Here is a 16,011-nt window from a genome sequence, read left to right as displayed (position 1 = left end):
TCTACCTAGAAAGGGTTATTAGTAACCTGCAGGCGGGTTTAGTTTAGTGACTTAAGCTTGTTTGGGGAACGCGATGCTTAGCATTAGCTTAGTAACTTTTGGAAACAATTTTGTTACCTTTTGCTAGCTTTTTTTATCGGACGTCTATACTGATTTCTAAGCTTAAAAGATGCTCAGTGGTTCGATGAAAGACCAGAAGATTTATTTTATTGATGTCTTCCCGAGAGTCTTTGGCATGTGGCGCACTATCTGGGATATCACAAATGAATAAAAATTATCTCATCAAACTTGTCACTTCTGCTTTCAGTTCTTTTGCTCCATTGGCTCGAACTTCACCGCGACCTGATATAAAAAAGACTGGCTTTAGTGCAGCGCCGAAATGGCTGTTTTCCCTTAAGGGGCTTGCAGCTGCCTGCCTATTATTCTGCAGTGCGGCAGCAAATGCTGACATTACTATTGTGGCTTCAGATACCGTAAAGACAAATTGTACCGACAACTCAGGTAGTTTTACTGAACTTGTCGATTGCGAAATTTTAGTTGCTGACATTTCTGCTTATCTTAATGCTGATACGGATGTAACGATTTCTAGTACCGGCTCAATTTCTATCAATTCGGATATTGTTAAAAGTGGTGGCTCCACTTCCACGCTAACCCTAAAAGCAAACTTGAGGTTGTTCGTTTATGCAGGCATTACAACGGTTTCTGGAAGCCCCTTAAATATTATTCTTTGGAGTGATACGGGAAACACTAACACTGCTGGAGTGACCTTGGGTAGTACTGCTTCAGCTAACTTAATCACAGCTGGCGGCCATATATGGATTGGGGGCAGTAATAGCGCTGGAGGAACCTCGACTTGGAATGGCCTTACCGTCGGGGATGGCCCTTCAGTCGGAAGTGTTGCTTCTAATAATAACGCGATAGATTTTGTCCGAAGCAATTTTAATACTTCGGGTGGGGATGTACTTATTTGGGCAGGCCTAGGATCGGGACTTGATGGTTTAGCTGTTTCTGCCGCAAATCTAAATCAAATCAACACGGGTAGCGGTGATATCACCATTATTGCAGATAACATTGTCCGACGTGACTCAGGCTCAAACCCTATTCAGCTCACAACGACAGGCCATTTTACCCTGTTACCTCATACACCTACGCAGGCAATGAACTGGCAGCATGATGAAAATGCGAATGGCAATATTCAGTTCAATAGTAGCCAATATCAATATCTTAAGTTCAATTCTGATTTTCGCACCTTAACTGGCGTTACTCTTGGGGATTACACCGGTATGTCCGGTGTAAACTTTGGCTATCAAGGCGTAGTCACGCTTAACGACAGCATTTCAGCTAATGGCCCTATTTCGGTATACGGCGGTCGTATTTCTCAAGCTTCTACTGCACCAATAACCGCCACCAATGGCGATATTATTTTGGATGCCGATACGGGCGCTGATTTAACGCTTGGAGCTACAAGTGCCGCTTTGTCACTCAATGGCACCATCAGCACGTCAACAAGTGGTAATATTTCACTATTTGCTCGCACTCCCAGTGATGCTGTCGATAATGGTGCGATCACCGCATCTGCAGCTTCAATCAATTCTGCAGGAACATTGACCTTACAAAATGCTAAGTCTGCGATCGGCGGCGGTTACCGCGGGATTCAACTTAATAACTCAAATTTGACTGCTGTGGGTAATGTGCTAGTCGACGGTTCATCTGGTACTGTTTCTGGTCGGGATATTTTGGTCTACGGCACCACAGTGACCAGTACCAGTGGTGACATCATATTAATCGCGCAAGGTGTTGAACAAAATGATGTTTTAGCATTCCAAAGCGATAGCGGGGCTAGTCCCAATGTCCTGACGGGTAAGAATATTACGTTTCGCGCAGATAGGTTTGATGTTCAATTCAACCTAAATAACACCACATTGAATACCACGGGGATTTTTACTGTTGAGCCAACCCACGCCTCCTTCGATTTCGATAGTGATTTAAATTACGGGGAATTAACAGAAGATCTGTTTACTTGGAGTGGTAGTGGTTCGCCCGATTTCACTTTATCTGGCATTTTAAACAAGGTCGTCATTAAAAATATCGCCAGTCTTGGCGGTCTTGTTCTCGGAAAATCCACCAATACAGGGGGAATGACCCTTGCGAGTGCGACAACCCTTAATGGTCCGGTTTCGGTGTATGGAAGTGAGATTCAAGTCAACGGGGCACTGACTACGACTTCAGCCACGAGCAGTGGTAATGTGCTATTGCAATCTCATCAAAATGTTACCACAGTCAGCAGTCCCATTACGGCGAATGGCACTATTACAATGACTGACGGTGGGGAAATCGCCATTAATGCTGCGTTAAATACCAGCAGTGCTGGTGCTAATGGCAATATCTCGATGAAAGCCCTAGGCGGTATTTCTAATGTTAGTGGCAACATAATCACTAATGGCGGTAGTGTCATTTTTTGGGCTGACTCAGATGGTGATGGTGGCGGCTCCATCGGTGTTGGAAATATCACCACAGCGGGCGGCCATGTCTGGATGGGAGGCGGCTCGGGTTCTGCCACTTGGAATGGTCTTGCTGTGGGTAATGGTTATGCTGGAACAAACTCGGCTAATGCGGCAATTACCTGGGATTCGAATGTGCGTACAGTCAATACCGGAGGTGGGGACTTTTATGCAGCAGGGCGAAATCGAGCGTCAGCAAATCATAACTTAGATCACGGTATTTGGATTCGCTCTGGTGGACAGGTTATTACTGGCACAGGGGATGTAACCCTTATTGGGGATATTGATACCGCGACGAATCTTGGTCATGTTGCAGGGGTGGGGATTGACCTTGGCAGCACTATCACGACCACCAGTGGTACGATTGATATCACAGGTTCATTAACGTCAGTGGGGACTGTCACTAATAAGCAGGGGATTTGGATTGGCCTGCAGATGAACAATAGTACTAGTCCTAAGGGGCAACTGACCACCACTAGCGGTGATGTGTTGCTTACCGCGGTTAACGGTGATATTCACTTTGACCCAGCAAGCGCAACGACGACATCAGGGCTGTTATCTTTAGAAACCAACACAGCCCTTACCCTTGGCTATGCCATTAATACTGCAGGTGAGTTTAGTGCAACTGGTAAAACCATTAGCCAAACTGCAAGCGTTACCGCAGGCGGTGGCGTCACCTTCAATGCCACGGATACCGCTTTAGATACCCAAGATGCGATTACTGTTTCTGCTGCCGTTGACGGCGGTAGCGGTGATATCAGCATGACCAGCCAAACCGGCGATATTGTGATTAATGCCAATCTTACGACCACCTCGGTATCTGCAACTGCGATTGAATTAACGGCTGGGGATGCTGCTACGGCAGGTACCGAAACGGGGGGGGATGTGGTGTATCAGTCTGGGGTGCTCACGACCGGCAGCGGTGGGAAAATCAATATTTACACCGGTAGCTTCCTTGACTCGACAGGGGTTGCTGATTTGGTCAGCGGTGATGATGGGGCCTCCTATTACAACTCCGATGGCACAGGGGTGACTTGGATTGCTGATCTAAATGCAGTATATCGTCAGGCGACACCGCCCATGCCCAAGGCGCTCAATTTTGATGCTGTGAGGGGAAGTATCAGTATTCCCACTACGGGCTGGGCCCCACTCTCAACGACCAACATTATCACCATTGAGACTTGGGTGAAATTTAACACCACCGATGATATGAATTTCATCGCTCGCCATGATATCTCAACTGCCGAATATGGCGCGATGACTTGGGGATTAGGTTATCGTAATAACACGTTAATGATGCATATTGGTGGTAGCGCTAATTACATTCGCTGCTATGGAAGTTCACACCCCGCGGATGATGGCCAATGGCACCATGTTGCAGGTGTTTTTGAAAGCGGAGTGGGAATGACGCTGTATGTCGATGGCGTTAAAGAAACCCCATCAACGCCCTGTCAAACCGGTGGACTGGGTGCTAGCTCAAACATTCTCAATACAGGCACAAATGTTCGAATAGGTATTGGAACCTCGGGAAGTACCTTTTTGATGAATGGACAGCTCGATGAAATGCGAATTTGGAATTCAGTGCGAAGTGAGCAAGACATTCGCGATAATATGTTCCGTACCTTAGCAAACCCCAAGTCTCAAACATCGTTACTCGCCTATTATCAAGCAAATGCCAGTAGCGGCACCAGTCTTTCAGACGACAGTGGTAAGGGACATGACGGTACCTTGAATAGCATGATTGAACCTAATTGGGTCGATTCAAGCTCCTTCAACACTTGGCTAGGTTATACCTCGGATTGGACAGACGCCAATAACTGGTCATTGCAACGCGCACCTATCGATACCGATAACGTGGGTATTACCAGTAAAACGACGGTGTTACCTTCGATTGCAGCTGTGCCTACGGTCAATCTTTTCGGTATCACCAGCACTTCGTCACCCACACTGTCGACTGACATGACAGTCAACAGTTATTTCTTCCTTTCAACGACTTTAGACTTAAACGGCCAAACCATTAATATGGGGCCAAGCGCCTACCTGTTTGAGCAAGGTCTACTCTTTGATACCCTCGGCACAGGGGAAATCACGACCACAAGGCCTTTAAGTAACATCAGCGCGCAGAACGTTGCAGGTTTAGGCGCGATTTTGACCACCGCCGCCGATATGGGCTCAACCACAGTGAGCCGCAGTCATGGTGTAGGATTTACGGGCTTAGGTATCAAACGGGTATATGACATCACCCCAACTAACGATACAGGCCTGAATGGCACCTTGGTTTTTAACTACGATGAAAGTGAACTCAACGGCATTGATGAAACGAGTTTACTCCTCTATAAATCGACCGACAGCGGTGTGACTTGGATTAAACAAGCTGCAGCGTTTGATGACACGCTCAATACCTTCACCCTGACAGGCATCAATAGTTTTTCAACTTGGACTGCAGCGCTTGATAGCATAGATACCGATGGCGATGGCGCGCCTGACGCTATCGACCCCGATGATGATAATGACGGCTTAAGTGATACCGACGAGGCTACCTATGGCACTAATCCACTGCTGACGGATACCGATGGCGATGGTATAACCGACGGCGATGAAATCGCCAATGGTAGCGATCCCCTCAATGCCCCGCCAGTGATTGCGCAATCTGCGCCGCTCACCGTGACGATTGATGAGGATGAGTCGCCTATTGCTTGGGTTGCGCCGAGTGTTACAGCCGTTGATTTAAACATTGGTGACACCCTCACTTGGAGTCTGGAAACCGATGGCCTGCATGGTACTGCCACGGTAAGTGGCACGGGATCGAGCCCAAGCGTGTTGACCTATACACCAGATGCTGACTTTTATGGTGTTGATTACTTCAAGATTAAAGTCACTGACGGCATCGAAACCGATTACCTGTTAATTAAAGTGATTGTTAATGCTCAGCCAGAAGCGGGCGATCCGAATGCCGGCGGCTCAAGTGCTATCAATAATTTTATTCCCTACACCGTGGGCGGTCAGGTGGTGTACGACCATGAAAGCTCAAGCGATCCCACCAATGGCGGCGCGGCGGTGCAGCCATCGGCTATCGATATTGCTTCTTGCTCAGCCGATGGTGCAAGCCCCGGTGCTATGCCCAGTACTTGGATTAAATACGAGGATACCGATACTAATCTTGCCACCACCAATGATGCGTATCTCGTGCTGAGGATGCGTCTCGATGCTAACCCATCGGAGAGTGGTCGTAATGGTCCTGGCTTACAAAGTGCCCACTGGGATTTCTTGATTGATATCGATAACGACGGTACTAATGACTACATTATCGATATCGACGGCACCTATGCGTCGAGTAAGCTCGATAGGGTCTGGCTCTATCAAGACACCAACAGCAATTATCTGATTGATGATGGTGCGGCGGTGAAAGATTATATTGCCGCGGGCTCTAATGCGACTGCTGCCGATAAGGCGCTATCCGCTGTTACCGTGACCGAAGATACCTCAGTGATTTGCGGTAAGAGTCACGATTTTTACCTCGATGTACGCATCCCTGTGGATGACTTCCCAGACTCCTTCGCCAACTACGATGCCAATGTTGGCATTGGGGTGTTCTATTCCTCTTCTGCGTCTAACACAGACCCACTGCAAAAAGACTGGCAGGGTTTCCGTGATGTGCCGCCCGATACCTTTGAGGCGGTGAATGGTGGCTTTGCAGCCCCTGTAGGGTCTATCGCGGGCACCGTATTTGTCGATGATAATGGCGATGATACCTATCAAGTCGGCACTGAATCGGCTTTCGGTTCTCAAGCGGTTGAGATCTTCACCGAAGCCGGTGTGCTGCTGACTTCTGGCGTGGATTACACCTTTGTTGATAACGGCGACAGTTACAGTGTGACGGGATTTGCCGCGGGGAACTATCGCATCCGCAATGCGTTGGCCTCGGGTTATACGCAAACCACTAAAAATGTCACTGTGATTGGTGCATCGACCGCTGCCATTGATATTCCAGTACGAGTGGTTTCTCACATCACCGTCTTTACCTTCGATGACCTCGACGGCGATGGGGTTTTCGATACGGGTGAACCCAGCCTTGATGGTGTGGCCATTAATCTTGATGGCGGCAGTGCAGGCACGACCAGTGGCGGTGGTTTGTTGTCCCTTGATTTCACCTCGAGCAGCAGCGGTGTTTACACTATCTCTAATGTGGGTTACCCCTCAGGCTATATTCCCAGCTCAGCGGTCAATGTCACGGTCAATTACACCAGTGGCAGTAATCTTTCGGTGAGTTTTGGTTTGGTCGCCGAAGGCGAAATACGCGGAGTGGTCTACTACGACAAGGATGGTGACGGCGCTAAAGATGGCTCTGAGTCGGGTCTATCTGGTGTAACCGTGACGGTGACCGACGAGTCCAGTGCCGTGGTGGGAAGTACCACTACGGCAAGTGATGGCAGTTACAGTGTTACCGGTCTTGCCGCCAACACCCGTTATTATGTGACCGAAACTAACCCTGCGGGCTATGTCAGTAGCACCAGCGATATGTTGCCCGCCTCCTTCGCCTCAGGTGGTAGCGCGATAGTGAATTTTGGTGACCTCGGAGCAGGGAGTCTTTCAGGGTTTGTGTTCAGTGATGATAACGGCAACGGCCGCTCCGATGATGGTGAGCAAGGCCTGCAATATGTGGTTATCACCATTTACAACCAAGGCAGCAGTGCGGTATTAATCGATGGCGTAACCTACCAACCTGGGGATATCGTCACTGCTGTGCTGACCGATGCCGATGGCTATTACAATGTGACCTTGCCAGAGGGGCGTTACCGCGTCGAAGAGCAAGACCCATTAGGCTATGTCAGTGTGACCAGCAATTCTAAAAATATCACCCTGCCAAGTTCACAGACGGTGGCCAACTTTGCTGATATGAAGCGGGGCGTGGTGACGGGGCTAGTGTTTAATGACCTCAATGCCAACGGTGTCTATGACGATGGCGAGCCCGGCGTTAATGGCGTGGTGATGACCATTACCGCAGGCCCTGTAACGGACACGACTCAATCCGATGGCAGCTTCTATTTCGGTAATCTTGCCGATGCAACCTATAGCTTGAGCATCACCGTGCCAACGGGCTTTGTGGCGACCACAGCCGAAACTAAAACGGTGATTGTGAGCGACATTAACGTTAATGCCGGTCTGCAGTTTGGCATAAAAGTCTCAGGCACCATCGATGGTGAGGTGTATCACGACATTAACGGTAACCTGCGCCGGGATGCGGGTGAAAACGGCATTGGTGGGGTAACGATTAGCTTAAATGGTGGCGCAACGACCCAAACCTTAGTCAATGGCCAGTACAGCTTTACGGGCGTGACCGCCAGTCAAACCTATACGGTGGAGGAAACTGACCCAACGAACTATGTCAGTACCACAGCCAACAGTGTGTCGGTTACCCTAGACAGCAATGGTAAGGCCGATATCCCAGCGGTATTTGGTGACCAATTTTCGGGCATTGTGGCAGGGACGGTGTTTGAGGATATCGACGCTAACAGTGTGCAAGATGCGCAGGAACAGTCGCTACCTGGTCTGACCCTCAGCCTAACGGGCTTTACCGATACCGTGACATCAAGCAGTGGTACTTTTGAGTTCATGCGGGTATCGGGCAGTGGACTGTCGTTGAGCCTGACGGTGCCCCAGGGCTATGAGGTGACCACCAATAACAACCCTGAAACCATTAATATGACCTCCTATGATGGCAGCAGCAATTTCGGTCTGCAGCCCGATGCCACTGTGTTGGTGTATGTGTTCAGTGATGCGAATAACAATGGGGTGCAGGATGGTGAAGAACTGCCCTTAGCTGGGGTGACGGTCACCATGACTTCGGGTGAAACTGGGGTGAGCGATGCCAATGGCTTAGTGCGCTTAACGGGCATTACCCCTGGGGTAAATACGGCGACGGTGTCTGCGTTTGGCGGGTACACCGATACCACTCCAACGAGTGTGGTGCTGTACGCTGAAGCGGGCGAAACTGCGCCGGTGCGCTTTGGTAAGTTTATCAATGAAGCGCCCTGGGCACGCCCTGAAACCATTGAGGTTGCCGAAAACACCGCAACGCCACTCTCACTGGTGACCGTGGTCAGTGGCGATAACAATGGTGATAGCGTGACCTACAGCATCACGGCCGGAAATAGCGCGGGTAAGTTCAGCATTAATCCGACCACGGGTGAAATCACCCTGATTGGAACACTCGATTATGAGACCGTTAACAGCTATAGCCTGACAGTACAGGTCAGTGATGGCAGCTTAACGGGTTCGGCCATCGTTACCATTAATGTCACCAATGTGAATGAAGCGCCGGTGGCGAACTCGCAAAGTCTGAGTACCAATGAGGATGTGCCGTTAAGCATCACCTTAACCGGCAGCGATGTTGACGGTAACAGCTTAAGTTACACCTTACTGAGCTCGCCAACCCGTGGCAGTGTAACGGGGAATGCACCTAATCTGGTTTACACGCCGACGGCAAACTTCAACGGCACTGACAGCTTCACCTTTAGTGTTTCTGACGGTTCCTTAACCTCCAACATTGCGACGGTGAGCATCACAATAAATGACATCAATGACTTACCTATCGCCAATGCCCAAAGTCTGAGCACCAATGAGGATGTGCCACTCAATATCACCTTAACGGGCCTTGATATCGACGGCAGCATTGTCGGCTACACTTTGGTTGGCCAACCAAGCCACGGCCAGCTTTCCGGCACGGGGGCAAGTCGAGTCTACACGCCAGCGGCGAATTATTTTGGGACAGACAGCTTTACCTTCACCGTCACCGATGATGACAGCGGTGTGTCGGCGTTAGCAACCGTTGTCATTACGGTTGCGGACGTGAATGACTTGCCTGTCGCCAATGCCCAAAGTCTGACCACCAATGAGGATGTGCCACTCAATATTACCCTGACGGGCACCGATGTGGACGGCACTATCGCCAGTTACACACTTGTCAGTCAACCCAGCCATGGTCAACTGTCGGGCAGTGGCGCGAACCTCGTTTATACTCCTTCGAGCAATTACTTTGGCTCCGACAGTTTCACCTTCAGAGTCACCGATGATGACGGCGGAGTGTCTGCACCTGCCACCATAGTGATTAACGTCAGTGATGTGAATGACCTGCCTGTCGCTAACGCCCAAAGCCTGACCACCAATGAGGATGTGCCGCTGAATATCACGCTGTCGGGCACCGATGTGGATGGCACGATTGCCAGTTACACACTTGTTAGTCAACCCAGCCATGGTCAACTGTCGGGCACTGGCGCAAATAGGGTATATACACCTGCGGCCAATTACTTCGGTCCTGACAGTTTTACCTTCACTGTGACCGATGACGACAGCGGTGTGTCGGCGTTAGCAACCATTGTCATTACGGTTGCAGATGTGAATGACCTGCCTGTCGCCAATGCCCAAAGTCTGACCACCAATGAGGATGTGCCACTCAATATCACGCTTACAGGGCTGGATGTGGATGGCAGTATCGCCAGTTACACACTTGTCAGTCAACCAAGCCATGGCCAATTGTCGGGCACTGGCGCGAACCTCGTCTATACCCCTGCCAGTAATTACTTTGGCAGTGATAGTTTCACCTTCAGAGTCACCGATGATGACGGCGGAGTGTCTGCACCTGCCACCATAGTGATTAACGTCAGTGATGTGAATGACATTCCTGTCGCCAATGCCCAAAGCCTGACCACCAATGAGGATGTGCCACTCACTATTACCCTGACGGGCACCGATGTGGACGGCACGATTGCCAGTTACACACTTGTTAGTCAACCCAGCCATGGTCAACTGTCGGGCACTGGCGCGAATAGGGTATACACACCTGCGGCCAATTACTTCGGCACTGACAGCTTTACCTTCAGGGTGACCGATGACGATGGTGGCGTTTCAACGGTGGCCACGATTGCGATTAACGTGGTAAGCGTGAATGACGTACCGGTGGCAGTTGATGATGTGTTGACCATGGAAGAGGATGGCGGCCCCGTTACTGTTAATGTACTGGGTAATGATACCGACGCCGATGGCGATACCCTGACAGTGACTTCAGCAATCGCCACCTCTGGGCAAGTGAGCATCAATCCCGATGGTAGCTTAAGCTTTACGCCCGATGCGGATTTTAATGGCACCGTCACTATCACCTATACCATCTCCGATGGTAAGGGCGGCACCGCCACCGCCACCGTGACCATCACGGTGACCTCGGTCAATGATGCACCTGTGGCCATTGACGATGTCACTTCCACCCTAGAAGAAACCCCAGTGACTATCGATGTCTTGGCCAATGACAGCGATGATGATAACCGCCTCATTCCATCGAGCGTTATCATCACTCAAATGCCGTTGCATGGTGTTGTTTCTGTGAGTCCCACCAACGGTAGGGTGACCTATACCCCAGCGCTGAACTTCAACGGTGTGGACAGTTTCAGCTATCAAGTGAGTGATAATTTGAAAGTCAGCTCCAATGTGGCGAGTGTGACGATTAACGTGATTGAGGTCAATGATGCGCCACAAGCCATCAGCGATGCGGTGAGCACCGATGAAGACCTGCCAGTTGATATTGATATTCTGCAAAACGATATCGATATCGATGGGGATGACTTGGATGTCAGCAGCATCGTGATTGTGCAGCAACCGGCACATGGTCAAGTGAGTGAGCAAAATGGCGTGCTGACATTCACTCCGGATACTGACTTTGTTGGTAATGATGCACTGCAATATAAAGTCGCCGATGAACATGGGCTAATGAGTAATGTGGCAACAGTGTACTTTACCGTGCTTGATGTGAATGATGCGCCCGTTGCCGAAGACGATACCGCGACAGTGGATGAAGATGCTTCGGTCGAGATTGATATACTGGCGAACGATACTGATATCGAGGACGGTAAACCCGATCCCGCAACGGTATTGATTATTCAATCACCACAACATGGCCGAGTGAGTGTCGACCCCATCACTGGTGTGGTCACTTACACCCCAGATAAGGATTACTTTGGCCCTGATAGCTTCGTCTATCTGGTCGATGATAGCGGTAATGCTTCACCCGAAGAGCCGCCCGTGCACTCTAACCCTGCGACGGTCACTATCACTGTGAACCCCGTAAACGATGCGCCAGTGGCTAAGGATGATGACATCATTCTGGAGGAAACCGACTTACCCGTGGTGATCAACATCCTCGGTAATGATTTGGATGTGGATGGCACAATATTGGGTTCTAGCGTGACAATCGTCGCCCAGCCACAGCTCGGCACGGTCGCCGTAAACCCCGTGACAGGCTTAGTGGAATACACCCCAAGTTTGAATTACAACGGTTACGATGAGTTCACGTACCAAGTGAAGGATGACCAAGGCGCCATCAGTAATATTGCTAAAGTGCTGTTGAGTATTGTGGCGGTGAACGATGCCCCCGTTGCCGATGAGCAATCGATTAACCTCGATGAGGACAGCAGTGCCAGTGTGATATTAACGGGTTATGACATCGAGGGCAGTGCGCTGAGCTTCACTATCATTCAGCTCCCTGCACACGGCACCCTGTCTGGGGATGCGCCTACCTTGGTTTACACCCCTAATGCGGGATTCTCTGGAGAAGATACGCTGGTATTTAAGGTATCCGATGGTGAGCTGGACTCCAATGAGGCCACCGTGACCTTCTATGTGGCAGCGGGTAATGATGCCCCGGTGGCGATGCCACTTGAACTGAGCACGGCGGCTAATCAGACCTTACCGATTGTGCTTGATGGCAGTGATGAGGATGGGGATACCCTTAGCTATGTGATAGTCACCGCGCCACTGCATGGCACGCTCACAGGGACAGGACCTAATGTGATTTACACCCCAGATGCAGATTACGTCGGGGCGGATAGCTTTACCTATCTGGTTAATGATGGTCGCCTTGATTCTGTTGCTGTAACGGTGAACATAAACGTCACTGTGGCTGCGGTGGCCTTCGATGCGGTGGATGACACCTTCGAGGTGCCAGCGAATACCAGTACCTTATTGGATGTGTTGCTCAATGATATTGGCCCCCAAGGCCTATTAGCCTTGATCTCGGCTAAGACCTCCCTTGGTTTGGTTGAGGTCGTGGATGGCAAGCTGTTATTTACGCCGCCAGAAGGGTTCAGCGGTGATGTCATTATCCATTATCTGGTGAGAAACGATGACGGCACTTTCGATACCGCAACGGCGACTATCAAGGTGATAGGCGATGCCAATGCCCCCGTCGTAACGGCACCTGCAGCGGTATTTGTAGACGCTAACGCGCTTTACACGAAGGTGGATTTAGGTGTTGCAACAGCCGTTGACCGCTTTGGTAATCCTTTGCCAGTGTCTTTAGTGTCGGGCGTGCCATTCTTTGAACCTGGGGTAAACCGCGCCCTTTGGCAAGCAACGGATGCCGATGGTAATCGCTCGACCGCCCAGCAGTTAGTCTATGTGCGGCCGCTGATTTCCCTAAGTAAGGATCAGAAAGTGATTGAAGGGCAAAACGCCACTATTGGTGTGCACTTAAACGGCGTGTCGCCCACCTATCCGTTGGCGATCCCCTATACGGTGTCAGGTACCAGCGATAGTAGCGACCATACCTTAGTATCTGGCGTGCTAACGATAACTAAGGGCACGGAAGGGGTCATCAATGTTGCTCTCCTCAAGGACAATACCGCCGAGAGCGATGAAACTCTGATTGTATCCTTGTCCGGTGATATCAATATGGGCAATAAGCGGGTGCATACCATTACCATCACCGAAGGTAATATCGCGCCTCAAGTTAGCCTGAATATGGTTCAAAATGATCATGAAAGGTTGACGATAGCGAAAGACCAAGGTCTTGCGCTAATTAGCAGTCAGATTTTCGACCCTAATGAAGGCGATAGCCATAGTTATCACTGGCAGGTTACCCGTGGCAGCTTTAGTGATGTCGATGCCGATGAGACTAGCTTTACGGTTGATCCTAGCAGTATGGCGGAAGGGCTATATGTGGTGCAGATGACGGTGACCGATGACGGCGTGCCAGCGTTATCTCAAGTGGTGGATATTTACTTTGAAGTGGTGAGTTCGCTTCCTGAACTAGGCTTGAGTGACACGGATGGTGACTTAATACCCGATGTCATTGAGGGCTTTGCCGACAGTGATCAGGATGGTATTCCTAATTATCTGGACTCCCGTGATGAGTGTAACGTGCTACCAGAGCAGGGACTTGAGCAGGATGCATTTATGGTAGAAGGGGATCCTGGGGTGTGCTTACGCATCGGTTTATACACTTACAGTGGTGAATACTCGGGTGCCCAGTTAAGTGACGCCGATATCGATAAGCCGGACGATGAACTGATCCCTGACCCCGATGCGGACCATGTTGGCGGTATCTTCGACTTTATCGCCCGCGGCTTGCCTGAGTTTGGTCAAAGCTACCAAATCACGTTGCCTCAACGTACGGTTATTCCAGATAACGCTGTATATCGTAAATTCAGTGCAGAAAAAGGCTGGTTCAACTTTGTTGAAGATGATACGAACGCGGTGCACAGTGCCCAAGGTGAGTCTGGTTTCTGTCCGCCTCCGGGTGGGGATGTATGGCAACCTGGCTTAGTACCGGGTTATTGGTGCGTCCAGTTAACGATCTCCGATGGCGGTCCGAACGATGATGATGGTTTAGCCAATGGCACCATTGTCGACCCGGGTGGGGTTGCAGTGCTTCTTAGCAATAATCAATCGCCCGTGGCAATGGATGACACCGTGAGCATGAAGCAGGACTCGCATATCGACATCAATGTGCTCGGTAATGACACAGACCCCGATGGTGATGTAGTGCGGGTACTGTCTGCCTCGGCTAATTTTGGCACTGTGGTGGTCAATGCGGATAACACCTTGACCTTCACACCGCCGGTGGGCTTTGTCGGCACGGTAATCATCACCTACAGTATTGCCGATGGTAATGGCGGCACCGCGACGGCCAGCGTGACGGTAACGGTTGAAACCAACCTCGTCATAAACGATGAGTTAGTGACTAAGGGCGGCGGGGCATTAACCCTTTACTGGTTACTGTTATTGATAATGGGATTAGGGATTACACGTAGGGGCAGACTATGAACATCAAAGATAAAATCCTCTTGTTATCGCTAATGTCGGTGATGTTTTCCGCACAGGCCAGTGAGTATTCGACTCGGGCAGACCAACAAAAACAGGGGAAACCTTGGTATGTTGGCGGCTCCATTGGCTGGGCGAATAGCTCAGCCAGTTTAGGTGACATGAATCACCGCTTTACTGCCACAGGGATGAATGCAGTCGCGACAGAAGTCGATGACAAAGATACCGCCTATGATGTAAGGATTGGCTATGCCTTTGACCGCCATTGGAGTTTGGAGGTGGGTTATAAGGATTTAGGTGAAGTGTTAGTGCGATTTACCGGAAGATATCAAGACGCCGATGCGTTTTTCGATGCAGTTGAGCATGTGCATCCCGAATCGGGAGAGGGGTATTTTATCGCGGGGAATTACCATTATTACTTCACCGATGAGATAGCCGTGTTTGGGAAATTGGGGTACTTCGATTGGGAAGGTAAATACGTGACTACCGATGTGGGCGATCCCGTCGGCCACGATAAAATGAAGGGCAATACTTGGTTCTATGGCCTTGGTCTGCAATACGATTTATCCAAGGATTGGGCGGTGGATGCCAAGTGGGAGCAGTTTGATTTTGATAATGACACCACAAACGTGTTGAGTGTCGGGGTAGTCTATAGGTTTAAATAGTGCTGAGTATGAGGGATTGGAGTTACCGTGTCGTGAAGAGAATAGGTGCAAATTTTATCAGGGGAGTGGTGTCTACAAATGTTCCTCATTTGTTCCCCGTCTCCTTAACACATGATACTGCGGGGCAAGAAAGGCTCGGATAAGGTGATACTCTAGAATGAAGGGATAATCATTAGAAGGCAATCCCCCTGCCTATCCGCAAGCTTCAGAAAGCACAAAGGCTTAGTCAATTGAATGAGCTAAGCCTTTGAAGAATATGGTGGCCCCTCACGGACTTGAACCGTGGACCTAACGATTATGAGTCGTGTAGTGAAATTGTGATTCAGATTTCATTAGCGGCGGCGTCATCTGAACAGGTGATGCAAGGCTTTGTTTATTATGATTTTTCTTTGGTTTGACTTTTGTGTTGGTAATACCAAATGGAATACCAAAACCAGAAGTGTTGTTTTACCATGAATTTCAGTATTTTGTATAATTTTTAATGATTTATACAATTTTCCCTGTTTGGGAGCTGAATCGGCGTCCTGATAGCATCAATTCAGCCATATTACTGATTATAGCTTCAGTGGGGTGAGTCTACTAATTGCTTATTTTGTTACTCTGATTTCAATTGAGCTTTATGTCATACATGACTTGTAGCGACGAGTTGTTCGATGCATTGATAGTCACTCTGATACAACCTTTGATAGCTTATTCTTTCTTTTATCTGCATACCAAGAAATCGACACTAGCAGAGTAGAGGTTGTGACTTCCTC

2 protein-coding genes are annotated in these 16,011 nt (G+C 49.6%); both read left to right on the top strand.

The window, feature by feature from the left end; translation table 11 throughout:
- The first annotated feature begins 263 nt into the window (after nucleotides 1-263).
- The gene (locus K0H61_RS12515) at nucleotides 264-14,594 is read left to right on the top strand and encodes a tandem-95 repeat protein (RefSeq protein ID WP_220049672.1); all 14,331 of its coding nucleotides are present in this window, start codon (nucleotides 264-266) and stop codon (nucleotides 14,592-14,594) included.
- Entirely contained in the window at nucleotides 14,591-15,256 is a 666-nt protein-coding gene (locus tag K0H61_RS12510) for a porin family protein (protein ID WP_220049670.1), read from the top strand. The genes K0H61_RS12515 and K0H61_RS12510 overlap by 4 nt, the downstream gene beginning before the upstream one ends.
- Nucleotides 15,257-16,011: the final 755 nt, after the last annotated feature.

The organism is Shewanella acanthi, assembly GCF_019457475.1.
Classification (GTDB): domain Bacteria; phylum Pseudomonadota; class Gammaproteobacteria; order Enterobacterales; family Shewanellaceae; genus Shewanella; species Shewanella acanthi.
The sequence above is the reverse complement of the archived record's forward strand: the minus strand, read 5'-3'. Positions and strand labels throughout refer to the sequence as shown.